The organism is Thermoleophilum album (genome assembly GCF_028867705.1).
Taxonomy (GTDB): Bacteria; Actinomycetota; Thermoleophilia; order Solirubrobacterales; family Thermoleophilaceae; genus Thermoleophilum.
Genome location: NZ_CP066171.1, coordinates 308,106 through 333,616 on the forward strand (window position 1 = coordinate 308,106; position 25,511 = coordinate 333,616).

The 25,511-nt window shown below is 71.6% G+C and carries 25 protein-coding genes and 1 tRNA gene; 16 read left to right on the forward strand and 10 right to left on the reverse strand.

Annotation, left to right across the window (positions count from 1 at the left end):
- The first annotated feature begins 75 nt into the window (after positions 1–75).
- Positions 76–396 carry a hypothetical protein gene (locus tag JDY09_RS01480; protein WP_274717153.1) on the forward strand — a complete coding sequence of 107 codons (321 nt, stop codon included), beginning with the start codon at positions 76–78 and terminating at the stop codon, positions 394–396.
- Here the strand turns inward: JDY09_RS01480 and mobA are convergent.
- The 3 genes from mobA to JDY09_RS01495 are packed head-to-tail and all read right to left on the reverse strand — an operon-like array spanning position 393 to position 2,990.
- Positions 393–1,133, reverse strand: coding sequence for a molybdenum cofactor guanylyltransferase (gene mobA, locus JDY09_RS01485; RefSeq protein ID WP_274717155.1), 741 nt, complete (start codon positions 1,131–1,133; stop codon positions 393–395). The genes JDY09_RS01480 and mobA overlap by 4 nt on opposite strands.
- Positions 1,130–2,224: a GTP 3',8-cyclase MoaA gene (gene moaA / locus JDY09_RS01490; RefSeq protein ID WP_274717158.1), complete on the reverse strand. Its 1,095-nt coding sequence runs from the start codon at positions 2,222–2,224 to the stop codon at positions 1,130–1,132. Before moaA ends, mobA begins: the two co-directional genes overlap by 4 nt.
- A gap of 4 nt (positions 2,225–2,228) precedes the next feature.
- Positions 2,229–2,990, reverse strand: coding sequence for a molybdenum cofactor biosynthesis protein MoaE (locus JDY09_RS01495; RefSeq protein WP_274717160.1), 762 nt, complete (start codon positions 2,988–2,990; stop codon positions 2,229–2,231).
- Between the two features lie 118 nt (positions 2,991–3,108).
- On the opposite strand from JDY09_RS01495, the gene moaC reads away from it, so the two are divergent.
- Both moaC and JDY09_RS01505 read left to right on the forward strand, forming a co-directional pair.
- Positions 3,109–4,215: a cyclic pyranopterin monophosphate synthase MoaC gene (moaC, locus tag JDY09_RS01500; protein WP_274717162.1), complete on the forward strand. Its 1,107-nt coding sequence runs from the start codon at positions 3,109–3,111 to the stop codon at positions 4,213–4,215.
- A gap of 10 nt (positions 4,216–4,225) precedes the next feature.
- Entirely contained in the window at positions 4,226–5,485 is a 1,260-nt protein-coding gene (locus JDY09_RS01505) for a molybdopterin molybdotransferase MoeA (protein WP_274717164.1), read from the forward strand.
- A 33-nt stretch (positions 5,486–5,518) separates the two neighbouring features.
- On the opposite strand, the gene JDY09_RS01510 is transcribed toward JDY09_RS01505, so the two are convergent.
- The gene (locus JDY09_RS01510) at positions 5,519–6,475 is read right to left on the reverse strand and encodes a hypothetical protein (protein WP_274717165.1); all 957 of its coding nucleotides are present in this window, start codon (positions 6,473–6,475) and stop codon (positions 5,519–5,521) included.
- A gap of 118 nt (positions 6,476–6,593) precedes the next feature.
- Between JDY09_RS01510 and csrA the strand changes: the two genes are divergently transcribed.
- The gene (gene csrA, locus JDY09_RS01515) at positions 6,594–6,830 is read left to right on the forward strand and encodes a carbon storage regulator CsrA (protein WP_274717167.1); all 237 of its coding nucleotides are present in this window, start codon (positions 6,594–6,596) and stop codon (positions 6,828–6,830) included.
- 152 nt (positions 6,831–6,982) lie between these two features.
- Here csrA and JDY09_RS01520 read toward each other — a convergent pair whose 3' ends face one another.
- Together JDY09_RS01520 and JDY09_RS01525 are read right to left on the reverse strand one after the other, a co-directional pair.
- Complete coding sequence (locus JDY09_RS01520) at positions 6,983–7,222, reverse strand: hypothetical protein (protein ID WP_274717169.1); 240 nt, start codon at positions 7,220–7,222, stop codon at positions 6,983–6,985.
- Positions 7,223–7,432: 210 nt separating this feature from the next.
- Positions 7,433–8,362 (reverse strand): 2-deoxy-5-keto-D-gluconate 6-phosphate aldolase domain-containing protein, encoded by a 930-nt coding sequence (locus JDY09_RS01525; RefSeq protein ID WP_274717171.1) that lies wholly within the window; start codon positions 8,360–8,362, stop codon positions 7,433–7,435.
- A gap of 110 nt (positions 8,363–8,472) precedes the next feature.
- On the opposite strand from JDY09_RS01525, the gene JDY09_RS01530 reads away from it, so the two are divergent.
- The 3 genes from JDY09_RS01530 to JDY09_RS01540 are packed head-to-tail and all read left to right on the forward strand — an operon-like array spanning position 8,473 to position 10,365.
- On the forward strand, positions 8,473–9,276 hold the full coding sequence (locus JDY09_RS01530; protein WP_274717173.1) for a rhomboid family intramembrane serine protease: 804 nt from the start codon (positions 8,473–8,475) through the stop codon (positions 9,274–9,276).
- Positions 9,277–9,285: 9 nt separating this feature from the next.
- Entirely contained in the window at positions 9,286–9,687 is a 402-nt protein-coding gene (locus tag JDY09_RS01535) for a hypothetical protein (RefSeq protein WP_274717175.1), read from the forward strand.
- Positions 9,688–10,365, forward strand: a complete 678-nt coding sequence (locus JDY09_RS01540; protein WP_274717177.1) for a metal-dependent hydrolase — start codon at positions 9,688–9,690, stop codon at positions 10,363–10,365. It begins immediately after the preceding gene.
- A gap of 93 nt (positions 10,366–10,458) precedes the next feature.
- Here JDY09_RS01540 and JDY09_RS01545 read toward each other — a convergent pair whose 3' ends face one another.
- A complete protein-coding gene (locus JDY09_RS01545) occupies positions 10,459–10,650 on the reverse strand; it encodes a hypothetical protein (RefSeq protein ID WP_274717179.1) in 192 nt (63 codons plus the stop codon).
- 44 nt (positions 10,651–10,694) lie between these two features.
- Between JDY09_RS01545 and JDY09_RS01550 the strand changes: the two genes are divergently transcribed.
- Complete coding sequence (locus JDY09_RS01550) at positions 10,695–11,288, forward strand: hypothetical protein (protein ID WP_274717181.1); 594 nt, start codon at positions 10,695–10,697, stop codon at positions 11,286–11,288.
- A 309-nt stretch (positions 11,289–11,597) separates the two neighbouring features.
- Entirely contained in the window at positions 11,598–12,512 is a 915-nt protein-coding gene (locus tag JDY09_RS01555) for a ribonucleotide-diphosphate reductase subunit beta (protein ID WP_274717183.1), read from the forward strand.
- A 130-nt stretch (positions 12,513–12,642) separates the two neighbouring features.
- On the opposite strand, the gene JDY09_RS01560 is transcribed toward JDY09_RS01555, so the two are convergent.
- The 3 genes from JDY09_RS01560 to JDY09_RS01570 all read right to left on the reverse strand — a co-directional run bounded on the left by JDY09_RS01560 (position 12,643) and on the right by JDY09_RS01570 (position 15,803).
- Positions 12,643–14,391 carry a sigma-70 family RNA polymerase sigma factor gene (locus JDY09_RS01560; RefSeq protein ID WP_274717185.1) on the reverse strand — a complete coding sequence of 583 codons (1,749 nt, stop codon included), beginning with the start codon at positions 14,389–14,391 and terminating at the stop codon, positions 12,643–12,645.
- An 80-nt stretch (positions 14,392–14,471) separates the two neighbouring features.
- Positions 14,472–15,227: a sigma-70 family RNA polymerase sigma factor gene (locus JDY09_RS01565; RefSeq protein WP_274717187.1), complete on the reverse strand. Its 756-nt coding sequence runs from the start codon at positions 15,225–15,227 to the stop codon at positions 14,472–14,474.
- A 492-nt stretch (positions 15,228–15,719) separates the two neighbouring features.
- Positions 15,720–15,803: transfer RNA gene (locus tag JDY09_RS01570), tRNA-Leu, on the reverse strand.
- A gap of 40 nt (positions 15,804–15,843) precedes the next feature.
- Here JDY09_RS01570 and JDY09_RS01575 point away from each other — a divergent pair.
- From JDY09_RS01575 to JDY09_RS01605, 7 genes are all read left to right on the forward strand, one after another.
- On the forward strand, positions 15,844–16,113 hold the full coding sequence (locus JDY09_RS01575) for a hypothetical protein (protein ID WP_274717189.1): 270 nt from the start codon (positions 15,844–15,846) through the stop codon (positions 16,111–16,113).
- A 156-nt stretch (positions 16,114–16,269) separates the two neighbouring features.
- Positions 16,270–17,646, forward strand: coding sequence for an MlaD family protein (locus tag JDY09_RS01580; RefSeq protein ID WP_274717191.1), 1,377 nt, complete (start codon positions 16,270–16,272; stop codon positions 17,644–17,646).
- Entirely contained in the window at positions 17,643–19,379 is a 1,737-nt protein-coding gene (locus JDY09_RS01585) for an MlaD family protein (protein WP_274717193.1), read from the forward strand. The genes JDY09_RS01580 and JDY09_RS01585 overlap by 4 nt, the downstream gene beginning before the upstream one ends.
- A gap of 11 nt (positions 19,380–19,390) precedes the next feature.
- The gene (locus JDY09_RS01590; protein WP_274717195.1) at positions 19,391–20,977 is read left to right on the forward strand and encodes an MlaD family protein; all 1,587 of its coding nucleotides are present in this window, start codon (positions 19,391–19,393) and stop codon (positions 20,975–20,977) included.
- Positions 20,974–22,548 (forward strand): MlaD family protein, encoded by a 1,575-nt coding sequence (locus JDY09_RS01595; protein WP_274717198.1) that lies wholly within the window; start codon positions 20,974–20,976, stop codon positions 22,546–22,548. The genes JDY09_RS01590 and JDY09_RS01595 overlap by 4 nt, the downstream gene beginning before the upstream one ends.
- A complete protein-coding gene (locus JDY09_RS01600; protein ID WP_274717199.1) occupies positions 22,545–23,984 on the forward strand; it encodes an MlaD family protein in 1,440 nt (479 codons plus the stop codon). The genes JDY09_RS01595 and JDY09_RS01600 overlap by 4 nt, the downstream gene beginning before the upstream one ends.
- Positions 23,981–25,495, forward strand: coding sequence for an MlaD family protein (locus JDY09_RS01605; RefSeq protein ID WP_274717201.1), 1,515 nt, complete (start codon positions 23,981–23,983; stop codon positions 25,493–25,495). The genes JDY09_RS01600 and JDY09_RS01605 overlap by 4 nt, the downstream gene beginning before the upstream one ends.
- Positions 25,496–25,511 lie beyond the last annotated feature (16 nt).

Sequence of the window (25,511 nt, forward strand, 5' to 3'; positions counted from 1 at the left end):
TGCGGCGGACCGAACGCCGGGCGCTCTTTCGCGCGACGGGCGAGCTTGTGTGCTGCCTAGGGTTTGGAGTGCACAATGGACCCCGAGGTCGAGAGCGCACTCGAACAGTGGCGAGAAGGCGAGCGGCGGCTGCTCGCCGAGCCCGACCGGCATGTCGATGATGCCGCCTGGGAGCTCACCGAGGAGCTGCGCCGCAGGCTGGGCGGGGCGTTCGCGCTCGCCGAGCTCGCGGCGCTCTACAACGACCAAAACGACTGGGCGCTAGCTGCTGCAAGCTTGCGCGTCGGCGCTCCGCGGGCGGCCTGGGCCGTCGATGTCGCCTTCGCCCGCTACGCCCGCGAAGCGGCCGACTTCGGCGGCGGTGTCGTGCGCGCCGAGCGGGGCCGGACGAGCTAGCGAGACAGCGCGCTCACCGGCTCCTGCGGTACCGCCGACGCGGCGGTCGGAGCGGCGGTGCAAAGCGTTGCTGCGCGTGCGAGGTCGCGCGGCGTGTCGATATCGAAGAGCGCCGTTTCGACTAGCGACACGCCGCTCGTAACGTCGAAGGCGTCGGCGCCGGCGGTCACTCCGCGGGCGAACGGCAGCGCACGACAACCCGCTGTCGCGAGCGCTGTGCGGAGCGACGCCCCGCGCGCGAGCATCTCCTCGAGGTGCGGCAGACAGGTGCGCTCCCAGCGGGCAGGAAAGGGGGCGAGGCCGGAGCTTGTGGCCACCGCCGCCACGCCCGCTGTGGCGGCCAGGGCGGCGATCAGGCGAGCGGGCACGAACGGCATGTCGCAGGCGACGGCGACGATCGCCTCGGCCTCGAGCGTGCGCAGCGCATGGACGATGCCGCACAGCGGATGGTGGTCGCTGTCCTCTTCGCGCAGCACCCGCACCGCGGGCGGTAGCGGACGCGGTAGGGAGCAGCCGGGCTTGGTCACGACCGCCACCGGCAAACCGGCGCGCGCCAGAGCCGCGATCGGGTAGCGCAGAAGCGGCGTGCCGGCCAAAAGCTGCCGCGGCTTGTCGCCCCCCATGCGCGACCCCCGTCCCCCGGCCAGCACGACCCCGACGACCCCGGGGCAGCGCCCACCTCGAACTTGGCCGCGACGCTCGCGGCCGCGACGCGCACGGGCCTGCGCCGCGCTCATCCGCCGATCGCCGACATCGTCCGCTCCGGCGGGGCGAAGTGCGCCGTGCCGATGGCGTGTCCGCGCGGTTTGCGGGCGACCGCGCCGCGCACCAACGCAGCGAGCTCGCGGTCGCTCGCGCCTGCGCGCAGCGGTGTGCGCAGATCGAGCTCTTCGCTCGCGAACAAACAGGTTTTCAGCTGGCCGTCGGCGGTCAGGCGCAGGCGCGTGCAGTCGGCGCAGAACGGGGCGCTGACGGGGCTGACGAAAGCGATCGTGCCGCTGCCGTCGGCGAACCGGTACGCGCGCGCGGTGGCGCCCGCCGGGCGAGGAAGCTCCTCGAGCGCGTACCGCCGCTCGATCCGTTCGCGCAGCTCGGCGGCGGTCACGACCGCGTCCGGGCGCCACGAGCGTTCGCCGTCGAGGGGCATGAACTCGAGAAAGCGCACCTCGTAGGGGTGGGTGCGTGCCAGCTCGACGAAGGCGAAGAGCTCGCGGTCGCTGAAGTCACGCGTCGCCACGACGTTGACCTTGATCCGCTCGACGCCGGGTGTGCGCTCGAGCGCGGCGAGGCCGGCGAGAACGCGGCGCAGCAGCGGTCGCCTCGTTATCGCTGCGAAGCGCTGTGCCGACAGGGAGTCGACACTGACGTTGAAGTGGCTGATGCCGGCCGCCGCTAGCTCAGCGGCCCGGCGCTCGAGCAGCACGCCGTTGGTGGTGATCGCAAGCCGCTCGATTCCGGGAATGCGCCGCAGCGCCGCAGCGAGATCGACGAGGTCGCCGCGCAGCAGCGGCTCGCCGCCGGTAATGCGCAGGCGCCGGATGCCGAGCCGCGCCAACAGCGCGACGAGTCGCACCGTCTCGCCGATCGTGAGGAGGTCCGTGCGCGGGGCGTAGGGCACCCCCTCGGCCGGCATGCAGTAGCGGCAGCGCAGGTTGCAGCGGTCGGTGACCGACAGACGCAGGTCGCGGGCGACCCTGCCGAAGGAGTCGACGAGCGCGGGACTGCCCATCGCTCGGCGGCTGAGCGCTGTGTGCGCGAGCGCCTCCGCACAGAGCGCCTCGTCCGCCGCCCTGGCGTCGCGCCCCGCTGCACTGCGCCGCTTGCTCATCGCCTCACGCGACCTCGGCCGCCGCTGGCAAGAACCGCGCCAGCGTCAGCGCCCGCCGCGGCGGTAGCTGACCGCTCGCGCGTCGTCGACCGTGGCGATCGATTTCGACCTTCCACACGGCCACGCGCGCCTTGATCTCGTCGACCACCTCGCAGGCCGCGGCGAACGCTTCGCTGCGGTGGCGGGCCGCCGCCACCACGCGCAGCGAGGTCTCGCCGCGCGGCACGCGCCCCAGCCGGTGCTCGATAGACAGCCCGCGGAGGTGGTGGCGCTCGAGCGCCGTCCGCGCAATCGCTTCGAGTTCGGCGAGCGCCAGCGGCGGATGGGCTTCGTACTCGAGTGCGTCGACGTCGCGCGTGCGCCCTTCGAAGACGACGCGCGCACCCGCGCTGCCGTCGTCGACCAGGGGGTCGGTGGGCGCGCAGCGCCCCTCGTCGCGAGGGTCGGCGTCGAGGCTCTCGAACGTGAGCCGCACGCTCACGTGCGTCGGCGGCGGCTGTCGGTCGGCGGCGCTGCCTCCGCTTACCGGCGGCACGAGCACGAGCACGTCGCCGTTGCGCAGCGCCGTGGCGGGATCGGCCCAGCGATCGTTGATCGCCAACACGAAGCGCTGTTCGAGCGCCGCGCGCGACCCGCGGCGCTGGGCGATTTCGGCGAGAGCGCGCAGCGCCGCGGCGGCATCGCTCCCGGGGTCGAGCTCGAGGTCGACGTGGCGCCGACCGAAGGCCTCGCGCAGCGAAGCGAAAAGCAGTACGCGTACACGCACGGGACGAACGTAGGGCGGGCGGTGCTCGGCGCTGTGTGCCGTGCTGTCGCAAACAGTGGCCGTCGCGCTCGACGGTGTGGCGAGACGGTGCCGGCTGACGGCTGCTTACGGTGGCGCCGTGACGATCGAACCGAGCGACTCGGCTCCCGGTAGCGGCGGACGAGGAGCTGTGGCCGGAGCGGGCACGAATGGCAGCGCGGCGGGCGGCACGCCGGTCGCCCTGACCCACCTCGACAGCGCGGGGCGTGCGTGCATGGTCGACGTCGGCGAAAAGCCGTTGAGCGAGCGTTTTGCGCGGGCGCGCGCGACGCTGCGAGCGAGCACCGCCACCTGCGCTGCGCTTGCCGATGGCGGCCTTCCCAAGGGCGACGCGATCGCAGTGGCGCGGCTCGCCGGCATCCAGGCCGCCAAGCGCACGGCGGAGATCGTGCCGCTGGCACATCCACTGCCGCTCGCCCACGTCGACGTCGCGATCGCGCCCAAACCTGAGCTCGGCCGCGTCTCGATCGAGGCGACAGCGCGCGCCCACGCTCGCACCGGCGTCGAGCTCGAGGCGCTTGTCGCCTGCACGAGCGCGGCCCTCGCCCTCTACGACATGGTCAAGGCGGTCGAGCCGGGGGCGGCGATAAGCGACGCGTGCGTGATCGAGAAGCGCGGAGGGCGCAGCGGCATCTGGCGCCAGGAGCCCGCACTGGTGACCACGACCGAATGCGCCCCCGCCCACCTACCTCGCGCCGGTGCGCAGGCCGCGGCCAGCGTCGGAACGTGCGCGCTGCTCGTCGTTTCGAGCAGGGCGGCGAGCGGGGCGCGCCCCGACCGCGCCGAGCCCCATCTCCGTGCGCTCGCTCGCGCTGCGGGGCTGAGCGTCGCACGTTTCGCTGTTCTTCCCGACGATCCCCCCGCGCTTGCCGCTTTCATGCGAGAGTGTGCCGATCGCGAGGGCGTTGCGGTGGTGCTCACGAGCGGCGGGACGGGGCTCACCGCCGACGACCGCACACCCGAGGCGACACTGGCGGTAGCCGACCGCGAGGTGCCCGGAATCGCCGAGCTCGTTCGTGCGCACTCGTTCGCTCGCACGCCGCTCGCCGCGCTGTCGCGCGCCGTGGCGGCTGTGCGCGGGCGCACTCTGATCGTCAACCTGCCCGGCAACCCCAACGCTCTCGTCGAGCTGCGCGAGCCGCTCGCGCCCGTCTTGCGACACGCCGCTGAGCTGCTCTCGGCGTAGGCCAATGGCGGTGGTCGAGCGGCCAGAGCCCGGGCGGGCGCCGCTCGAGCGCGCGTCGCTCGAGGCGGTGCTAGCGCTGCTGGCGGAAACCGTGCGCCCGCTCGGTGTCGAAGAGGTTCCGCTGCACGCCGCTCTCGATCGCGTCCTCGCCGCGCCGGTGCGCGCCCCGTTCCCGCTGCCGGCGTTCACGAACGCGGCGATGGACGGCTTCGCCGTCCACGCTACCGATACAGCTAGCCGTGGCGCGCGCCTGCGGCTCGTCGGCGACGTCGCTGCAGGCGCCCCGTGGCCCCCGCCGCTCGCGCCTGGAACGTGTCGCGAGATCGCCACCGGTGCGCCCCTCCCGCCGGGCGCCGACGCGGTGCTGCGACGCGAGCGGGCGGCGGTGGCCGGCGACACCGTCGAAGTGCTCGCGCCCGTCGCAGCGGGCACCGACGTCCGCTTTCGCGGCGAGGACACACCCGCCGGGGCGGAGGTCCTGCCGGCGGGCGTGCGCATTGGTGCCGGTGCGATTGCGCTGCTTGCGGCGCTCGGGAAGGAGTCGGTCGCCTGCCGGCGCCAGCCCCGTTTAGCTGTGATGACTACTGGCGACGAGCTACTCGCCCGTGCTAGCGGCGACCGTGCGCGTGCCGGCGTTCGCGACGCCAACGGCCCGATGCTTGCGGCGCTCGCGACGGCGTTCGGTGTGCGCGAGGTCGAGTCGATCGGGCCGCTACCCGATTCGCCCGAGGCGGTCAAGCGCGCTCTCGCCGCGGCCTGTCGCGAGTACGACATCGTGGTAGCTAGCGGCGGCGTCTCGGTAGGTCGCCACGATCACGTGCGTACGGCGCTGGCCACGGTCGGTGTCGAGGAGCTCGTCCGTGGTCTTGCGCTGCGCCCCGGCAGGCCAGCGCGGATCGGCATCGCCGAAGGCACGGGCGCGATCGTGTTCGCGCTGCCCGGCAATCCGGCGGCGGTGTTCGTGCTCTTTCATCTGCTGGTGCGGCCGACGCTCGCGCAGCTCGAGGGGTGCCACGAGCGTCCACTTGTCGTGCGTGGCGTTTTGGCACGCACGATCGACCCGCAGCCGGCACCCGTCGACACCTTCCTTCGCGTCTCGCTGGCCCGCGCTGGCGGCGGCGAGCCGCTGACCGCGGTGCCCTGCGGGCGTTTGCACGCCTCGCACGCTCTGACGTCGCTCGTGGGCGTCGACGCGCTCGCGCGTGTGCCTGCCGGCAGCGCTGCAAGTGCCGGCAGCGAGCTCGAGCTGCACCTGCTAGAGCATCGATAGCGCTAGCGGCGAGCTCGTATCGACGCCGGTGCGCTAGCTCGAAGCGCTGTCGCCGCCCTCCGCGCCGCCGGAGTCGGACTCGCTCTCCGGCGCCTCAGCGGCGTCGGGAGCGTCGGCGTCGGGGGCGTCGGTGTCGGCGGCGTCGGCGACGGTCGCCTCCGCTGGGTCGGGAGCGACGGGGCTCTCCGGCGCGTCGGCGGCGTCGGCTACCGTGGCGTCTTCGCTGGCGGCCGTGTCGGGCTCGCTCTCGGTCGCCGTCTGCGGGTAGCCGTCGGCTACACCCGTTTGGTCCGGCGCTTCGCCGCCGTCGGCGTCGACGGCGCTCTTGGCGCCAGCGTCAGCTCCGGCCGTCGCGTCGGTGGCGCTCGCAGCATCCGCTCCAGCGGCTTGCTCGTCCACGTTCGGTTCGTCGTGGATGATCGTGTCGCCCGGGGCGAGCCGCGTCACGACAATCCGGTCGGCCTCGATCGTGACCTTCACCGGTCGATGACCCGCCCAGTGCTCGGCGTACAGCGGGTCGTCCTGCACGGCCGGATCGAGCCAGATCCCGTACCCCTCGTCGCCGTGATCGAAAGTCGCCTCGAAAACGTGACGCTGCGCGCGCCGCTTGCGACCGCCACGGCGACCACGGCGCCGCCGGCGCTTATGACCATCGCCCTCGCCTTCGGCGCCTTCCGCGCTGTCGCGCGCGCGCTCCTCGGCTTCACGACGGGCCCGCTCTTCGGCTTCACGGCGCGCCCGCTCCTCCTCCTGGCGCAAACGCTCGGCGACGAGCTCTTCGTCGCGCGCGCGCAGGTCTTCGTCGTCGGGGTAGGGCAGGTCGCCTCCGAGCGGCGAACGTTCGGGGCCGGTCAGATCATGCTCGCGCTTGAAGGCGCGGAGCTCGCTCACCGACACCTCGAGCTGGTGCGCGATCCAGGCGTCGGTACGGCCCTCGCGCACCCAGGCCCGGATCTGGTTCAACTGTGCTTTCAACGACCTCCGTGCCAACGGCGGCGCAGCCTACCAAGCGCCGCCCGATCGCCAACGCCAGATTCGTGGTTGAAGTTCGCCTGCACGGGTGCTTTAGTGGGCACAGTCAAGTTCGCCCGCAAGGAGATGCTGGCTCGTGCTGGTACTGACCCGCAAACCAAACCAGAGCATCATGATCGGCGACGACATCGAGGTCTCGATCCTCTCTGTCATGGGAGAGAAGGTGAGGATCGGGATCGCTGCTCCGCGGTCGGTGCCGGTGTTTCGCAAAGAGGTGTGGCTCGAGATGCACACCGAAGGCGAGCAAGCATCCACGGACCCGCGCATGCTGATCAAGGCGCTCGACGAGCTCAAGACGCGGCCGCGTAGCTGAGGCGCGACCGGGTCCGTTCAGCATCGGCACGGACACCCGCTGCTTGGCGCGCGGAGTGCCCCGCTGCTCGGCGCGCGGAGTGCCCCGCTGCTCGGCGCGCGGGGTGCCCCGCTGGGGCATGAACCGTTCCCGCGCGCGGCGCCGGGACGCGGCTAGCCGACTACCAGCGCCAGCGCCTGAAACATCGCCACGGTCACCGCGATGGCGGTGGCGACGAGCAAAAGCACGAGCAGCACGAAGTTGAGCTTGCCGCGCCGGCGCTGCCGAGCGAGTCTACGCGCCCGCGCTCGCTCGGCGGCACGCTGCCTGAGCAGCTCGCGCCGAGCGAGCTCCTCGCGGGCGCGATCCTGGAAGGCGCGCTCGTAGTAGGCGAGCGAGCGCTGCATTCGCATGGTGGCGCAGAGTAACGCAGGGACGGTCGCGTTGCCAAAGCGGCGCGGGCCGGAGAGGTGCAGCGGGGCACAACCGCCCTCGCTCCGTCTGCCGCGCAGCTGCTTGCGCGCGCCCCGCCGGCAGGAGGCTGTCGACGCGACAGAGCCACGCCGACAGCCCCCGCTCGCAAGGGCGGCGCCGAAGGGCTGACCCCGTGCCGCAGCCGGCCGCTAGGCGGGCGTCGGGGCGGTGCGCTCGGCCTCCTGGTAGACGGAGACGAAGTGCAGGTAGTTGCGGGCGATCTGTTCGGCCGCTTGCTCGCGGTCGAGCGTGCCCCCCAGGTTGCCCTTGACGGCGTCCCACCAGATTGTGCGGCCGATCGCGAAACCGGCGTAGCCCGCCACCGGCGCGCCCTGACGCAACCAGTGCTCGACCTTGCCGGAGTCGGCACCGCGCCCGAGCACCACGCAGACGACACCGTCGCGACCGCCGCTGCGCGTCTGGGCAGCGATGCGCTCGCAGTCGGCGCGGGTCTCGATGCCCTCGATCTTCCAGACGTCGGGCTCGACACCGTCCTCCTGGAGCTCGGCGATCGCCTGGATCATCAGGTCGGGGCGCAGCTCGGCGTCGTAGCGGTCGGAGTCGCCGCCGACCTTGTCCAGCTGGTGCGGCTCGGCCGGCACGAGCAGCTCGAAGAGGAACTTGCGGTCGCGCTCGTGCAACCAGTCGGACAGGCGCCGCAGACGCTCACGCTGGCGGCGGTTGAGGTCGCTGTCGCCCTCGGGGTTGTAGCGAACGAGCACCTTCGCGAAGTCGGGGTCGAACTTCTCGATGTGCTCGCCGAACTGCTCGCCGTACTCGAAGTCGAACTCCTTCTGGCCCGACTTCTCGACCGGCATCGCCAGGATCAGACCGCGCTCCTTGGCCTGGCGGGGGATCTCGCCGCCGAACTGCTCGTCGATAAGACACCCGCTCACCGACGGATCGGCGCCCAGCTCGAGCGCTTTCACGAGACCCTCGAAGATCAGATGCTTGGCGTCGGCAATGCGCCGGGTCTCCTCGGGCGTCGGCTCGCCCTCGATTCCGAACATCTTCTTCTGGAAAGACCCACGGTGGTCGAAGGCGAGGATGTACAGCTTGCCGTCGTAACCAAGCGCCATCGCACTCTCCTCTCGTTCGTTTTCGCTTGGGGGCGAAGCTCTCAACTTGGAAGGCTACCCCCGCCTAACGGTGTGACCCAAGCTTGCGGCCAACTACCCTGAGGCTTGCCTTGAGCCGCCCCGACCTCTTCGTGGTTTGCAAGAACTGCGGCGCCGAGATCAGCCCGTACGTCACCGAGTGCCCGTACTGCGGGCGGCGGGTGCGCAAACGCGCGCCGCGAGTCGAGATCGCGCGCGACGGCGACCCTCGCGCACGCCAGCGGCGGGTTTCCCGTGCACGCCCGCGGCGCCCGCGGCTTCCCGCGCGCAGCGCGAGCGAACGGCGACCGTTCGTGAGCGGCGCGGTGTTCGTGCTCTCGGCCGTGCTCACGTTCGCCGCCGAGATCGGTGTGTCTCTCGACGAGCTCGGCGCGCTGATCCCCGGGCAGTTCGAGCAGCCTTGGCGGCTCTTGACGGCGCCGCTCGTGCACACCAGCGTCGCCTACCTGGCGATCGCGGCCGGCATTGCGGTGGCCGCGCTGCGCGCGCTCGAGCTGCGCTTCGGGTCGGCCGCTGCGCTCCTCGCTTACCTCGGCTGCGCCGTGCCGGCCAGCGCCGTCGCGCTCGCGGCAGGCCGCTCGGGCTTGCCGTTCGCTGACGCGGTCGCGGTGGTGGCGGGCGCGAACGGCTTGGCGATGGGCCTGCTCGTCGCGTACGTGCTCGAGCGCCGCCTCGCCGCGCCGGGTGCGCTTGCCGCGGCGGTCGATCCGCTCGCGCTCGCCGTCGCTTCCGCCCTGCTTTTGGCGCTGCCGCTGGCCGTTCCCGAAGCTAGCGCCGCCGCCGCCGCGGGCGGGATCGCCGGCGGCGTGGCGGTGGGGCTAGTGCTGTCTTTGTGGCGGCGGCGCAGGGGGCCACTGATCGACGCCGGCATATGATCCGCGGCGGTGACGTTGCGCCGCGTCAGTGACGAGCGCCTGGAACGCGCGCTCGAGGCGCTCGCCGAGCCGGGCCGCTTCCGCCTGGCCGAGGCGCGGATAGCCGCCGCCGTACCCCAGCTCGAGCGTCTGCTGGCGCGCGCTCTCGAGGAAGGCGGATGGTTCTTGCAGGTGCACGAAAGCGAGGTGCGCAAGGCTGCGCTCGATCACGACCCCGACGAGCGGCTCGAGCGCGTGCGGCGGCTCTTGGTCGAGGAGACGCGGATCGCGATGATGGTAGGAGTAGCGGTCGGGTTCGAGCTAGCCCGTGAGCTTCGACCCGAGCTGGACGAAGAGGATCGGGCTGCCGGGGGCTCGGGCGATCGCCCCCGGCGAGACGACGCCCGGCAACACGACGGAGGAGGTCGCTAGATGGAGGTTCGCTTCCTAGGTCACGCTTGTTTCGAGCTGCGCGAGGGCGACACCCGCGTGCTGATCGATCCGTTCCTGACCGGCAACCCGAAGGCGGCGGTGAGCGCCGACGAGGTCGAGCCGACGCACATCTTCCTCACGCACGGACACGCCGACCACTGGGGCGATGTCGAGCAGATCGCCAAGCGCACCGGCGCCCAGTGCGTGGCGATCGTCGAGCTGGCGCAGGAGCTGCAGGCCAAGGGCGTCGCCAACGTCGCCGACCCCAACCTCGGCGGGACGGTCGAGTTCGACGGCGGGTGGGTGCGCCTGGTGCCGGCCTGGCACACATCGACTACGCCCGGCGGCACGGTCAACACGCCCGCCGGGCTGGTCGTGAACCTCGGCGGCAAGACCGTCTACCACACCGGCGACACCGCGCTGTTCTCGGACATGCAGCTGGTCTCGCGCCGCGACCCGATCGACCTGCTGCTCGTTTGCATCGGCGGTCACTACACGATGGATCGCCACGACGCTGCGGTGGCGTGCGAGCTGGTCGGCGCCAAGCAGGTGGTGCCCTGCCACTACGGCACCTTCCCGCCGATCGAGACCGACGCCGCGGCCTTCAAGGCAGATGTCGAAGCACGCACGTCGTCGCAGGTGACGGTGCTCGAGCCGGGGCAGTCGCTGACCCTCTAGCGGCCTCGCCCCACCGGGGCGCGACCGGTAAACGAACGCGGACCGGCGGACAGGACCAGTCCTGACCTCCGAGCGGCGCCCCCTGCCCGCGCCCTACGCTCCCGAGCGCATCCGCAGCCAATCGCCGCGATCGCGCCAGTCGTGCGCCATCAGTGCCGTGCCGAGGCAGGCGAGCACGAGGCCGGCAAGGCCATGGTGAAGGCGCCGCCCGAGCACCCACACCCGCTTGCGCTCGGGGTCGTAGCCGACGAGGCGGTTACCGTGTGTCCAAGGTGTTCTCGCCACGGTCCCATCACCCACTGGACGCATCGACAAGTGCGGGCGAGCTGTTGAGCAGCGGTCGCTCTGACCGACGGCTGTTCGGCTCTGACCGACGGCTGTTCGGCGCTTGCGGGCGCAGCGGCTGGCAGCGGTCGCAAGTGTGGGTGGCGGTGCTCGCTGTGGCGCTTGCGTTGGCCGCTGCCGCCTGTGGCGGCGACGATGAACGCTCTGCCCCACCGGCTGCCACCACCTCGAGCCCGGTGACGGGGGCGACGCCCGGGGGCGGCGGCGCTGCCGCGCCAAGCCCCACGACGAGCGGTTCGACAGCTGGTGCTACGAGCGGCAGCGGAGCGGGCGAGAGTCAGCCAGGGGGAGCTGGTGACGAGAGCGGCGGCCCCGTTTACGCGGTGCGGATCGAGTCGACGAGGGTCGTGCCACGCCGGCTCGAGGTTCCCGCCTACCTGGGGGTGACCATCCGAGTGCGTTCGGGCGACGGGCGGTCGCACACCGTGCGGCTGGCCGGGCGCAACTGGTCGGTGCCGGCGACAGGCGAGGTGGCGGTCACGCTCGAGGGGCTGCGGCCTGGGAGCAAGGTTGTGGGCTCTGTCGACGGTGACCGCGCGGCGTTCACTGTCGCCGCGGTGTCCGAGCCGGAACGCTAGCGCCGGTTGTTGCCTGTCGAGACGTGGGCTCGCGGCGCGCTCCCGCTTCGCGGCCGCGGTCGCCGCAGCTGTCGCCGCCCGGTCCGCTGATCCCGGATGTGCGTGTTCCCGAATCGCTCCGCCCGCGCCTCCTGGAGCCTAAGCTGGCCAGCCAGCCAAATCTTGTGTAGGCTTGCGTCTGTCCGCGCTGGCATGCCGACGGCGTGGGTCGCGTCGACGGGCTAGAGGAGGTCGCTCGCGAGGCCCGGCAGACGCCGCGAAGGCAGAGAAGCGTGGCCGCAGGGGAGAGCGAGGGAAGGAGGAGCTGAGGTGAGCGAGCCGGTCATCCGCCGCACCGAACGGGCCGATTTCGTCGCGTCTTCGGATCCCGCGCTGCAAGCGAGCGCCGACCGCGGCGAGGTCAACCTCCTCAGCTACCGCGAGCTCTACCACCTCTGGGAACGCCAGCAGTGGAGCGTCCAGGACATCGATTTCTCGCGTGACCGCGTCGACTGGCACGAGCGCATCTCACCCGACGAGCGCTTCCAGCGCATGTATGGGCTGTCCTCGTTCTTCGTCGGCGAGCAGCGCGTCACCGCCGAGCTCGGGCCGATGATGCGCGCCGCCCCGACCGAGGACATGCGCATCTTCCTCGCCACGCAGATTGCCGACGAGGGGCGGCACGTCGCTTTCTTCGACCGCTTCTACAGCGAGGTCGGGATCTTCGAGGCCGAGGGCGTGCAGGAACGGCTCGCCGAGGCCGAGGCCCAGGTAAACCCGAGCTTCCACGAGCTGTTCGACGAGATGCTGCGCGAGCGCGTCGACCGCCTCGCCAGCGAGCCCGAGGATCTCGAGGCACTCGTCGAGGCTGTGACCATCTACCACATGGTCCTCGAGGGCATGCTCGCCCTCACCGGACAGCACTTCATCATCGCCTACAACGAGGAGCAGGGCACTCTGCCCGGCTTCGTCGAGGGTTTCAGCAACGTCGCTCGTGACGAGCACCGCCACGTCGCCTTCGGCTCGCGCTTCCTGCGCGAGATGGCCGAGCGCGACGAGCGCTACCGCACGGCGATCAGCCGTACGCTCGAGAAGGTCGCCCCGGTCGCCGAACAAGTGCTGCGACCGCACTGGTACGAGGAGGGTATGCCGCTCTTCGGCTACTCGCTCGGCGAGGTGCGGGCGTTCGCGCTCAAAGCGCTGGAACGGCGCTTGAAGGCGATCGGGCTTGTCGCAGTGTCCTAGGCAAGGACGCCGGCGCGCCAGCTGCCCTCGCGTACGCCGGGCAAGTTCTGCCGGCGCGCCGCGGCGCGCTGCCACCGCCGGAGCGGCGTGTGCGACGGCGGGCCCGCAGTGTCAGCGCCGTCGCCGCGCGTCAGGGCGTCATCGCACCGGGCGGCTGGGTTCCGAAGCCGCTGCCTGCGGTTGCGGCGCCGCCGCTCGGGGCACCGGTGCCGCCTGCGCTGTTGGCTGCGCCACCGCGAGCTGCCGACGAGCTCGCTTGCCCCGCGTCCGACGTAGAGCCTGATGGTTGGGTAGACCCTCTTTGGGTCGAGCTTCCCAGCGCTGTCGCTCCATCCGCTGGCGAGTGCTGATCGGTAGCCGGCTGTCCTTGCCCGCCGGGCGCTGTCGCATCGGCCGGAGGCTCGGTTCCGTACTGGCTGTCGCCGGCCGACCTGGTCGCGACGGGCGGCTGTTCGATCGTCACCGTCGGCGGCGGCCCTGGCTCGGGCGGCAGAGTCACGACATCGTGGATCCGCTCGACCACGGGAGGTGCGGGAGGCGCCGGCGGAGCTGTCGCGGCTGGCGACAGCGGCGGGCCGGCGACGGGAGCGAGCGGCGCCGCTTGCGCGGCAGCGGGCAGCGCCGGCTGGGCGGTCCGAGCGGTCGTGTCCGCGCTCGCCGCCGGGGTTGTCGCGGCCTCACTCGCCACCTGGGCCTTCCCGTCCGCGGAGCGGTGCCCGGCGTGGTCGCGCGCTGCTCTCTCGGCGACGGGCGCGGCGCTCTTGCTGTTCGTTGCTGTGCGCGTGCCGTGACCGATCTCGATCGCGCCGGCAGCGACGACAGCGGCGGCCGCCGTCGCAGCCGCGGCCTTCGACGCGAACGTCGAGATCCCGGCCGAGATGGCGCTTGTCGCCATGCCGCCGGCAGCAGCGCCGACGCCCGCCGCTCCGGCACTCGCGCCGGCGGCCGCGCCAGCTGCGGTCACCGCCGACGCGCCCGCCGAGCACGCCACGCCACTGGCTCCGCACGCCGAGGCTGCGCCCGACGCCGCTGCACTGCCGGCGGCGCCGCCCGAGGCGGCACCACCGCCAAGTAGCTTGCCGACGACAAACTGCTTGAGCGCGAACAGCGGGCCGGCCGGCAGCAGCGCAGCCGCCAGCATCTTGCTCGTCTCCTTCAGATGGCTGCGGAAAGCGCGGCAGCGCTCGCAGCGGCGGAGGTGGCGCCGCACGGCAGCGGGCAGCGCCTCCAAGCCCTCGGCCTCGCGCGCGAGCGCGACGCGCACCTCGTCGCAGGTGAGGGCTCGCGCCTCGGCCGCCTCGGCAAGAGCCATCCGTGCCCGAACGAGCAGCGATTTGACGCTCGGGACCGTGGTCTCCATCGCCTCGGCGATCTGCTCGTACGAGAGCGCGTCGATCTCGCGCAGCAGCAGCGCCGTGCGCTGTGTTTCGGGAAGCTCCTGGACGTCGGCGAGGACGTGGCGGAACTCCTCGCGCTCGACGACCGTGTCCGCTGCGCTCGCGCCGTCGGTGCGGTCGAAGACCTCCATCGACTCGTGCGCTTGCGCCTGCGGGCGGCGCAGGTGGTTGAGGCAGCGGTTGCGCGCGATTCGGTACAGCCACGGTCGCGCGTTGATCGGCCGCTCGTCGGCGACCAGCGCGTTGTAGGCGGCAGCGAAGACCTCTTGCAGCACGTCCTCGGCGTCTTCGCGCGAACCGAGCATGTGGCGACAGAAGGCGAGAAGTCGTGCTTCGTAGCGGCGGACGAGCGCTTCGAAGGCGTGGTCGTTGCCGCGGCGCGTGAGTTCGATCAGGCGCTCGTCGCTCTGCAGCCGCAGAAGCGGCGAACGCCCGGCGATCGCTGCGGCGCGTGCGCGTGCTGTCAGTGCCGAAGCTTCCACCGGCTCGCTTCCCTAGTGCGGCTGTGTCTTTTGTCCCTCTATACGCGCACGCGCATAGCGCGTGCCGTGCCGCACACTCCTTACGACACCGTAGCAGCGGTCAAGTTGCGCAACCGCCGGTGTATGTCCGCTTCGATCTGGCGCACGCGCTCGCCGCTGATGCCGCAGCGCGCGCCGACCTCGCGGAGCGATGTTCCCTCGCCGTCGAGCCCGGCGCGTGCCGCGAGCACCTGGCGCTCACGATCGCCGAGCTCCTTGTCCACCAGCGGCCAGATCTGCGCCGCGTAGACGCGATCGAGCACCTCTTCCTCGACGGTCGGTGCGCAGGGGTCGACTACCGTCTCGACCTCGTCCTCTGTGGCGGGCGCGAACTCCGGTTCGCAGTCGATCAGCTCCTTCGCCTCCGCGACGCTGAGATCCGCGGCGCGCGCCGCTTCGGCGAGCTCGCGCGGATCTTCCGGGTCGCCGTCGCGAGCGGCGAGGGCGGCGTGCAGGCGCACGAGGCGGTCGTGAACGTGAACCGGTAGGCGGATTGTGCGGGAGTGGTTCGCCTGCGCGCGCTGTACGGCTTGGCGGATCCAGTGCACGGCGTAGGTCGAGAAGCGTGTGCCCCGGTCCGGATCGAACAGTTCGGCGGCGCGGATCACTCCGATCAAAGCTTCCTGCAGCAGGTCGTCGAACGAGAGCGCCGTCGACGTACGAGCCTTACGCGCCGTGTCGGCGGCGAGCCGGACGTTGGCGCCGACGAGCGCGTTGCGCGCTGCGCGGTCGCCCTTTCTCGCTAGGCGCGCGAGCGCACGCTCCTCGGCAGCGGTCAACAGACGGTGCGCGAGCATCCGGTCGCGAGGCGAGCGGACGCTATCGGCTCGACCGCGGCGGCCAGCCGTGCGGCGCGCGCGCTTGTGAGCGTCGACCGTTCGCGCCCGCGTGTCACGCGCCCGCGAGCGAGTTCGCCTCTGCCTCTCGGGGCGCTCGCGGACGAGCGTCGTTTGGGCTTGCTCGCGGACAGCCGTCGTTTGGGGGTGGCGGCGAACAGGTGTCGAGGGTGGCGGCGACGGCCGTCGACGAGCCGTTCTGGCGTGCTCGAGCTGCTCCGGTCTCGTGCGCCGTCGCACGAGGAGCGAGAGCGCGACCGCTGCACCGACCCCGACCGCCGCGTTACGCAGCGCTCGCCTCGATCGCCTGCGCGCGCTCACAGCCGCTCCTCCTCCGACCTGCTTGGCACCCCCACTCTCGCACCGCGGGTGTGTGCCCGCAACAGCTCGATCACGACGATCAGATCGTCACGCTCCGCGCCGATCTGACAGCGCGGGCGCGTCCGCAGCGAGTGCCCGGGACGGGATTCGAACCCGCATGCTCTTGCGAGCGACGGCTTTTAAGGCCGCTGCCTGTACCAGTTCGGCTACCCGGGCAGCCGTAAGCGTAGGCGCGAAAACGGCTATACAGGGGGCCGTGGCACGACTCTTCATGTGGCCGCTGAAGCTGCTCGCGGGGCGAGTCTTGCGCTTGTTCGCGAAGCGTTTCGCTACAGCCGCGCGGCTGCGCGTCGGTGGCGGGCGGCTTCCCGACCGCCGCGACCCCGACGTCTCGGTCGGCCGGCTTGTCGCCGGCGAGGCTTTGGCTGCAGCGATCCTCGCCGCAGCCGCTGCGCTCGCTGACCGTTTCGCGCGCCGCGCGACGCACGCGCTGATCGGCCGCTGGCCCGGAAGGCGGCGGCGCTAGAGCGAGCGCGGTCCGCCGCGACCGCCGTGTGCAGCGCGGCCGCAGCGGCCAGGGGAACCTACGCACCGCGCGCCGCACTTTTGGCAGGATGGTGGCGCGTCCTCGCTCGCCCCCGTTGTGGGGCGGCGAGTGGCGCAACGGCAGGGGTAACTCGACGTGTCGTTCTCGCGCACAGGAGTGGTGCGGACGCTGGCGCTGGCCGCGCTGATCGCTGTCGCGGCCGCGGTGGCGATCGCCGTTCTCGGCGGCGGCGGCGGCTACCGCGTGCGCGCGGAGTTCCTCAACGCCGGCCAGCTTGTGCGCGGCAACCCGGTGCAGCGCGACGGTGTGCGCATCGGCGAGGTCACCGCTATTCGCCTCGCCCCGAACGGTCTTGCCGAGGTCGAGATGAAGATCGACGACCGTTTTGCCCCCCTTCGGCGCGGCACCCGCGCGACCGTGCGCGCGTTCTCGCTTTCGGGTGTGGCGAACCGCTACGTCGACCTCGACTTCCCGCCGGCCGGCGCGCCAGCGATCCCTGACGGCGGGCGGATCGACTCCGCGCACACGCAGACCGCTGTCGACATAGACCAGCTCTTCAACACTCTCGACGCCCGCACGCGGCGCGACCTGCAGCGCTTCTTCAAGGGCAACCGCGACCTCTTTGCCGGTGTCGAGCGACAGGCCAACGCCGGTCTGCGCTACCTCAACCCCTCGCTTTCCACCAGCAGCCGCCTGTTCGCCAAGCTCGCCGAGGACGAGCCGCTGCTCGAGCGCTTCCTGGTCGACACAGCGCGCTTCAACAGCGTTCTCGCCTCGCGCGCAGACAGGCTCACGCCGCTTGTGTCGGAGCTCGCCGACACGACGCAAGCGATCGCCTCCGAGCGCCGAGCGCTGGCCGATGCGATCGCCGCGCTGCCGCCGTTTATGCGGCGAGCGAACACGACGTTCGTGAACCTTCGCGCGACGGTGCGCGACCTCGATCCGCTCGTCGCCGCGTCGCGTCCGGCGGCGCGCGAGCTCGTCCCGTTCCTCGCCGAGGCTCGCCGGCTATCGACCGGCTCGCGGCCCACGATCCGCGAGCTCGTGCGCGCCATCCAGGCAAGCGGCGGCGCCAACGACTTGATCGACCTGTTGCGCTCGCTGCCGCCGCTAGCGCAGATCGCGCTTGACACTCGCGAGCGCCGGGTGGCGCCGGGAGGCAGGCTCGTCGATGTCGGCCGCGTGCGTGGCGCGATCCCGGAGACCGCCGATGCCTTCCGGGCGGGGGCGCCCGAGCTCGCGGTGGCGCGCTTCTACGCCACCGACTTTCTCGGTTGGCTCGACGACTTCTCGACTACCGGTGCCGGCTTCGACGCGCTCGGAGCGATGGCGCGCGCCCACATAAGCGTCGCCGAGACGTTGGCGGGCGGTCCCGCGCGGCGCGGTCAGTACAAGCGCTGTCCCGGCTCCGCGGAAGCTCCCGCCCGCGACGGGTCGAACGTTCTGCCCGAGAGCGTGCGCGAATTCCTCCAGTGCGAGGAGTCGGCACGGGCGACGGGGGACGTGCGGTGAGGACGGTCGCGGTGCTCGGAATCGTCGCCGGTGTCGTCGCGGCGCTCGCGGCGGTGTTCGACATTGGTCCCGCCGCGTCGGAGCCGGCGCGCTACAAGATCGAGTTCGACAACGCCTTCGGCCTCAACGAGGGCGGCGACTTTCGCATCGGCGGCGTGCGCGCCGGCAAGACCACCGCGTTCGCGGTCGAGAAGCGGCCCGGTCGGCCGGCGCGGGCGCTTGTCACGGTCGAGGTCGAGCGCAAAGAGCTGGCGGATCTGCGCAGCGACGCGCGCTGCGCGATCAAGCCGCAATCGCTGATCGGCGAGTACTACGTCGACTGCCAGCCCGGCTCGAGCCCACGCCGCCTGCCGCGCGACGGCTCGGCGGTGGTGCCGGTCGAGCAGACCGAGTCGACGATCCCGCCCGACCTGATCGCCGACATCATGCGCCGCCCCTACCGCGAGCGCTTCTCGATCCTTTTGAGCCAGCTGGGCGCCGGTCTCGCCGGGCGCCCGCGCGACCTCGCCGCCGCGCTCCGCCGCGCCGATCCGGGGCTGCGCGAAACCAACCGGCTGCTGGCGCTGCTGGCCGAGCAGAACGCCAACCTGCGGGCCTTCATCCGTGACGCCGACACCGTCGTGCACGAGCTGCGGCGCGAGCGCGGACAGCTGGCACGGTGGGTCGACGCAGCCCAGACGGCCGCCGCGACCACCGCGTCGCGCGATCCCGAGCTGCGCGCCACGCTGCGCCGCTTGCCGACCTTCCTGGCCGAGCTTTCGCCGACGATGCGCCGGCTCGCCGCGCTCGCCGACCAGCAACGACTGCTGCTGGCCGAGGCGCGCGCCTCGGCGCCCGAGCTGCGGCGGTTCCTGCGCGTGGCGCGGCCGTTCGCGCGGGCGTCGGACCCGGCGCTCGGCGAGCTCGGCGACGCGGCGGCGGAAGGGCTGCGCGCTGTGCGCAGCGGCCAACGGGTGGTCGACGAGCTCTTGCGCATCGCTCCCGAGGCCGGGCCGACCTTCAAGCCGATCCGTCAGTTCCTCGACACCATGGATGATCGGCGCCGCGCTATCGAGGACGACGAGCGCGCGGTGCGTGCCGCTCCGCCCGCCCCCGACCCGACGGCGATCACGAGCGGACGCGGCGGCTTCACCGGGCTCGAGGCGATCTGGAACTACTTCTACTGGCAGTCGCTGTCGATCAACGGCTTCGACTCGGTCGGCCACATTCTCCGCGTCTCGCTCAACCTCAACCAGTGCAGCAACCTCTACACGGACGTCGATCCGAACAGCGATCTGTTCAGGCGCTGCAGCCAGTGGCTCGGGCCGAACCTGCCGGGCATCACGACGCCTGACTTCAGCGACAACCCGGCGCAGCTCGCGAGCCTCGAGCGCCAGGCGCGTGCGCCGGCGGCGCGCGTCGGTGAGCGGCGCGCACCCGGTCAGCCGGAAGCGGGTCCCCTGCCCGGCCAACGGGATATCTCGAAGCCGCAGGTGACGCTGCCGCCGCAGGTGCTCGACCTCATCGCGCCCAAGGCGCCCGAGCGGCTCAAACCGGGAACGCTGCCCGAGGTGCTCGACCAGATCGAGAAGCTTCTCGATCAAGCCCCGCGCATCGGTGGCTCCGATGGCAGGCCGAAGGTCGAACTCAAGGCGCCGAACCTGCCGTCGGCGAAGCCGTCGGCGCCGAGCGGCGGCGACGCGCGTGGCGGCAACGCGGTGCAGGCACTCCTCGACTACCTGCTCGGCCCGTGAGGTAGCTGCGTATGGCGACCGTCACAGCGAAACGACGACGCAATCGCCGCCGCATCTTCGCGCTGAGCGGTAGCCCCGTGTTGATCGGGGCGGTCACGGTGCTCGTGACGATCACCGCTGTCTACATCGCCTACACCGCCAACGAAGGTTTGCCCTTCGTGCCCTCGTACGAGCTGCGGGCCGAGCTGCCGTCAGGGTCGAAGCTGACCAAGGGCAACGACGTGCGGATCGGCGGATTTCGCGTCGGTTTGGTCACCGACATCGCGCCGAAGGTCGTCGAGCGTGGCGGTCGGCGGCGTGCGATCGCGGTGGTCACGATGAAGCTCGACAAGTCGGTGCAGCCGCTCCCGCGCGACACGCGTGTGTTGGTGCGCCAGCGCTCGGCGCTCGGCCTCAAGTACGTCGAGCTGACACCGGGCCGCTCGCGCGCCGCGTTCCCGCCCGGAGCGACGATCCCCCTCGCGCAGGCGCGCGAGCCGGCCGAGATCGAGGATCTTTTCGCGACCTTCGACGATCGCACCCGTCCGGCGATCCAAGACTCGCTCGACGCTTTCGGCGACGCCTTCGCTGGCCGCGGCAGCTCGCTGAACGAAACGATCGCGGCGCTGCCGCCGCTTTTGCGCCGGCTCGAGCCGGTAGCGCGCAACCTCGCTGACCCCGCGACCGGTCTGCCCCGCTTCATCCAAGCGCTACGCGCCTTCACCGGCGAACTGGCACCGGCGGCGCGCGAGTTCGCGCGCAGCTTCCGCGACATGGCGACGACGTTCGAGGCGATCGCTGCCGATCCGGGCGCGCTGCAGAGGACGATCGAACGCTCGCCGGCGACGCTCGACGCGTCGATCTCGAGCTTCCGTGCGCAACGGCCGCTGTACGCCGACCTCGATGACCTGTCGGCGCGTCTACGCCCGGCGTTGCGCGAGGCGCGCTTCTCGCTGCCGGTGGTCGACACGGCGCTTCTCGCCGGCACCGACGTTCTGCCACGGACCGTCGACCTCAGCCGGCGCACGCGCAGTGCGCTGGCGGCAGCGACCTTCCTTTTCACCGAGCCGGACACGCTCCCAGCGCTGCGCGACGTGCGCGCCGCTCTGACCGTCACGCGACCCGCCGCGGAGTTCATCGCCCCCTACCAGACGGTCTGCAACTACGCGATCTACTTCTTGCACCCGCTCGGCGAGCACCAGTCGGGACTCTCCGTCGACGGTGCCGGGACCAACCAGGCGCAACTTCTCAAGCTGCCGAACCTGCTGCAGCCGAACAACTACGGCACGAGCGAGAGCTCGCGCCCGGTCGACGTTCCGCCGGGGATGAAGGCGCGGGGCGCGAGGGATGCCTCTGGCATGCCGCTCCACCGGCTGATGGCGCCTCCCTACTCGCCAGCGATCGACGCCCAGGGCAACGCGGATTGTCAACGCGGGCAGGAGGGGTATCCGAACGGTCCGCTCACGCCGCCGGGCTCGCGCTACGGGCCGGGAGCCCTGCCCGACGGCACGCCCACCGGCGCTAACGCGGCGGTCGGCATCAACGACTACCCGATCCTCTCCGGCGGCACGTTCGTAACGCGCCGCTTGGGGATCACGAACCTGAGGGACATCCCGTGATCCGGCGGCGAAGAAAGGCGACGCGACGCTGGACCGATGCCTCGCCGTTGCGCGCAGGTGTGCTCGCCCTCACCGTGCTCGTGCTCGCGAGCTGGTTCGGCTTCACGCGCGACAACCCCTTCTCGCGGCCCTTCGTGTTGCGAGCGGTGTTCGCCGACGCCGCCAACCTGCAGCCGCGCTCGCCTGTGCGCATCGCCGGCGTCGACGTCGGCAAGGTGACGAAGATCGAGCCGCTCGACAGCGAGCGCGGCGGCGCGATCGTGACGATTGAGCTTTCGCGCAAGGCGCTGCCGATCCACCAAGACGCGCGCATCAAGATCCGCTCGCGGATCTTCCTCGAAGGCAACTTCTTCGTCGACATACAGCCCGGTTCGCCTTCGGCACCCGAGCTTGCCGACGGCGACACGGTGCCGATGTCGCAGACCGCCGCACCAGTCCAGTTCGTGCGCGTGCTCGAGGTCTTCCAGCGCGACGTGCGGGCCGACCTCAAGAGCCTTTTGCGGGAGCTATCGATCGGGCTCGAGCGCGGCGCCGCCGGTTTCCGCGAGGGCGCCCGTTTCTGGGAGGCCGCCTACCGCTTCTCGGCGCTCGCCAACGACGCGGCGTTGGGGCTCGACAGGAGCCGCGATATCCCGCGCGTTTTGCGCGCCCAACAGCGCGCTTTCGCCGCGATCGCCGCCGACGCCGACGCGCTGCGCGCACTGATCGACAACCTCGAGCGCACCGCCGCTGCTCTCGCCGCCGAGCGCGATCCGCTCGCCCGCTCGCTGCCGGCGCTGCGCGACACGCTGCGTCGAGCGCTGCCGACGCTGCGCGAGCTGAACTCGTCGCTGCCGACGTTGCGCCTGTTCGCGCGCGAAGCTCTCCCGGGGGTTCGCACCGCCCCGCCGGCGCTGCGCGCCGGCACGCCGTTCCTCGCCCAGCTGAGGCTGGCGCTGCGCGAGAGGGAGATCGGCGCCCTCGCCACCGCCGTGCGCGCTTCGGCTCCCGCCCTCGTGCGGCTCAACAACCTCTCGGTTCCCCTCGCCGAACAAGGACGCTCGCTGTCGCGCTGCGTCAACCGCGTGCTGGTGCCGTTCATCCGCACGCCGATCCCGAATCCCGACGAGCCCGGCAACGACAACCAGCTCGTCCGCTACCAGCTGCAGCGCGGCTTCCCCGGTCTCGCCGGCGAGAGCCGACTCTCCGACGGCAACAACCAGATGTTCAACACCATGGCGGTGCTGCCGCCGATGATGGTGCGGCCGGGACCGCCGCTCGACCCCTCGCAACCGCCGCCGCACCGGCCGGACGTTCCCTGCGAGACGCAGGAGCCGCCGAACCTGCACGCCCCGGGCGGCCCGGCTTCGGCCTTCAACGTGCGCGGTAGCGCCGGCGCAGCGGCGCTGCGCCGCCAGGCGGCAGCCCGGCGTGAGCTCGACCGCGGCGCACTGGCACGGGCAGCGCGTGCGTTCCGGCGCTTCGACGAGCTGCTGTCGGAGGCACGGGCGCGGCTGGCGGCGTTGAACGAGCGGGCCGCCAAGACCAGGGCGCGCCGCGCGCGCCAGCCGGAGGGGAGGGAGCAGCGGTGAGGCAGGCGCTGCGGCGACACTTGCGCGACATCGTCGCTCTGATCGGTGCGGCTGCTCTCGGGCTCGGCGTCGCCGGTTACATCCTTGCCAACCAGGCGGGAGTGCGCATCCCGCTCTTCGAACCGCAGCCCTTCCGCATCTACGCCGAGCTGTCGAGCGCCCAAGCTGTCACGCCCGGGCAGGGGCAGAGCGTGCGCGTCGCGGGTGTCGAGATCGGTCAGGTCGCTTCGGTCGAACTCGAACAGGGACGCGCGGTCGTAGGTCTCGACATCGATCCGCGCTACCGCCAGCTGGTGCGCAGCGACGCCACGGCTCTGCTGCGGTCTAGGACCGGGCTCAAAGACATGTTCATCGAGGTCGATCCGGGCGACGGTCCACGCATCGCCGAGGGCGCCCGCATACCGCTGTCCGACACCCTGCCGGACGTCAACCAGGACGAGGTGCTGGCGTCGCTCGACGCTGACACGCGCGACTACCTGAAGCTCCTGATCACGGGCGCCGGCAAAGGTTTCGACGGCAACGGCACGCGGCTCGGCGAGGCGCTCGCACGGCTCGGTCCCCTGCATCGCGACCTTGCGCGCTTCGCATCCGCGCTCGCGGAGCGCCGGCGCAACCTGCGTCGTGTCGTGCACGAGTACGGACGCGTGATGGGCGAGCTGGCGCGTCGCGACCGCACAGTGCGCGCACTCGTGCGCGACTCGAACCGCGTGTTCGCGGCGTTCGCGAGCGAAGATCGCAACTTGCGCGGAACCGTGCGCCGCCTGCCCGGCGCGCTCGACACGACGCGCGCGGCGCTGGTGCGCGTCGAGCCCTTCGCGCGCGAGCTGCGGCCCTCTTTGCGCCAGCTGATCCCGGTCGTGCGCGAGCTGCCCGCTACCAACGCGGCTCTGCGCGAACTTGCCGAGGCGCGCACGGCGACGGTGCGCGACCGCATCAGACCCTTCGCGCGCGAGAGCGCTCCGTTCCTGTTGCGACTCGGGGTTGCCGGGTCGGGGCTCGCGCAAGGTGCGCCCGAGATCACCGGCACGCTGCTGCGGCTCAACCGGCTCTTCAACATCGGTGCCTACAACCCGGGTGGCGACGAGGAGATAAGCGAGAGCTGCGAGCGCGAGGGGCGCTGCACCGCAGCCGAGCGCAACCGCAACGAGGGCTACCTCTACTGGCTCGCCTGGACAGGCAACAACACCGTTTCGCTGTTCAGCACCTCCGACGCGACGGGGCCGTACCGACGGATCTCGATCGGGGGGCTGAGCTGCGGTTTGGTCGCCGCCCTGTTGCTTCAACAGCTCGATCAGATACCCGCCTCGCTCGGAGGCCTTCGTAACGAGCTGACCGACCAGCTCAACACCGTGCTGAACGCGCTCGACGAGAGCGGCGTGTCGCTACTCGCCGGCGACTGCGATCTGCGCGGCTCGGGAGGGGGTGGTGGCGGATGATGACGCGCGGGTTGCGCACGGGACAACTCGTCGCGATCGTCGGCTTCAGCCTCTCGTGCTTCCTGATCCTGATCTTTTTGTGGGTGGCGTTCGGCGGCACCCTGCCGCTTGCGCCGCAGTCGTACCGGCTGCAGGTCGCCTTTCCCGAGGCTGCCCAGCTCGCCGACGAGGCGGACGTGCGCATCTCGGGCGTGAACGTCGGCAAGGTCAAGGACAAGCGGCTCGACCTGCGTAGCGGCCGCACGCTCGCCACGCTCGAGATCGAGCCCGATTTCGCTCCGCTCCCGCGCGACACCCGGGCGATCCTGCGGCAGAAGACGCTGCTCGGCGAGACGTATGTCGAGTTGACGCCAGGGCACCGGTCGGCAGGGACGCTCCCCGACGGTGCGCGGCTTCCCGACTCGCAAGTCCAGCGAACCGTCGAGCTCGACGAGATCTTCCGCGCCTTCGACCCCGAGACGCGGCGCAACTTCCAAGAGTGGATGCAGGAGCTCGCGGCCGTTGGGCGCAACACAGCCGACCGCGACCTCAACGACGCCTTCGGCAACTTCCCGCGCTTCGCGGCCGACGCGACCGACCTGTTGCGAATCGCCGACGAACAGCGGCGTGCGGTGCGGACGCTGGTGCGCGATGGTGGCACCGCGCTCGGGGCGGTCACCGCCCGTCGCGGCGAGCTGCGCCGCCTGGTCGAGGGAACGGCGGGAACGTTCGCGGCTACCGCCTCGCGCGACCGCGCGCTCGCCGAGACCTTCCGCATCTTCCCCGTCTTCCTCGCCGAGGCGCGCGCGACGATGCGCACGCTCGAGGATTTCTCGGGCCGCACGCGCCCGGTGATTCGCACGCTGCGCCAGCCGGCCGACGATCTCCGGCCCACCCTGCGCGCGCTGCGCCAGCTCTCGCCCGATCTGCGCGCGCTCTTCCGCCAGCTCGATCCGCTGATCGCCACCGGGCGTCGCACGCTCCCCGATCTGGAGCGCCTCTTGCGCGGCGCCGACCCGCTGTTCGAGGCGGCGCGCGTGTTCTTCCCCGAGCTCAACCCGATCCTCGCCTACTTCAACTTCCACCAAGCGACGATCGCCGGTTTCCTGTCCAACGCTGGCCCGGATCTTTCGAGCAAGGTCGGCGGCACCCGCGGACAGACACAGGTCGGCATCATCGACTCACGGTCGCTCGCGTTGCGGATGACGCGCCCAGATTGGGAGCGCGGTAACGCCTATCTGCAACCGAACGCGATCGAGCGCGCGACCGCGCTAGGCACCTTCGAGAGCTTCGACTGCTCGCCCGCGGGAGGGGAGCAGCCCAACCCGAACGATGCGCTCGACGCGCCGCCGATCCCGCTGATCAAGGACGCAGCTAAGAGGCCGCCATGCTTCGAGGCCCCACCTTCGCTCTACGACGGCAAGCTGTTCGTAATCCCGCAGCGGGGCGACGCGCGGTTGCGTCCGCGACCGACAGGTCGCGCCGGCAATAGGCCCGCGGTCGACCCGAATCCCGACGATCCGGCGCGCTAGCGGCGCGATCTGGCTT

Excerpts from the sequence above, each read along its gene's own strand:
- JDY09_RS01480 (WP_274717153.1), top strand. The coding sequence starts at position 76 with ATGGACCCCGAGGTCGAGAGCGCACTCGAACAGTGGCGAGAAGGCGAG.
- mobA (WP_274717155.1), bottom strand. The coding sequence starts at position 1,133 with ATGAGCGCGGCGCAGGCCCGTGCGCGTCGCGGCCGCGAGCGTCGCGGC.
- moaA (WP_274717158.1), bottom strand. The coding sequence starts at position 2,224 with ATGAGCAAGCGGCGCAGTGCAGCGGGGCGCGACGCCAGGGCGGCGGAC.
- JDY09_RS01520 (WP_274717169.1), bottom strand. The coding sequence starts at position 7,222 with ATGCGAATGCAGCGCTCGCTCGCCTACTACGAGCGCGCCTTCCAGGAT.
- JDY09_RS01525 (WP_274717171.1), bottom strand. The coding sequence starts at position 8,362 with ATGGCGCTTGGTTACGACGGCAAGCTGTACATCCTCGCCTTCGACCAC.
- JDY09_RS01540 (WP_274717177.1), top strand. The coding sequence starts at position 9,688 with ATGGAGGTTCGCTTCCTAGGTCACGCTTGTTTCGAGCTGCGCGAGGGC.
- JDY09_RS01565 (WP_274717187.1), bottom strand. The coding sequence starts at position 15,227 with ATGCTCGCGCACCGTCTGTTGACCGCTGCCGAGGAGCGTGCGCTCGCG.
- JDY09_RS01590 (WP_274717195.1), top strand. The coding sequence starts at position 19,391 with ATGGCGACCGTCACAGCGAAACGACGACGCAATCGCCGCCGCATCTTC.
- JDY09_RS01605 (WP_274717201.1), top strand. The coding sequence starts at position 23,981 with ATGATGACGCGCGGGTTGCGCACGGGACAACTCGTCGCGATCGTCGGC.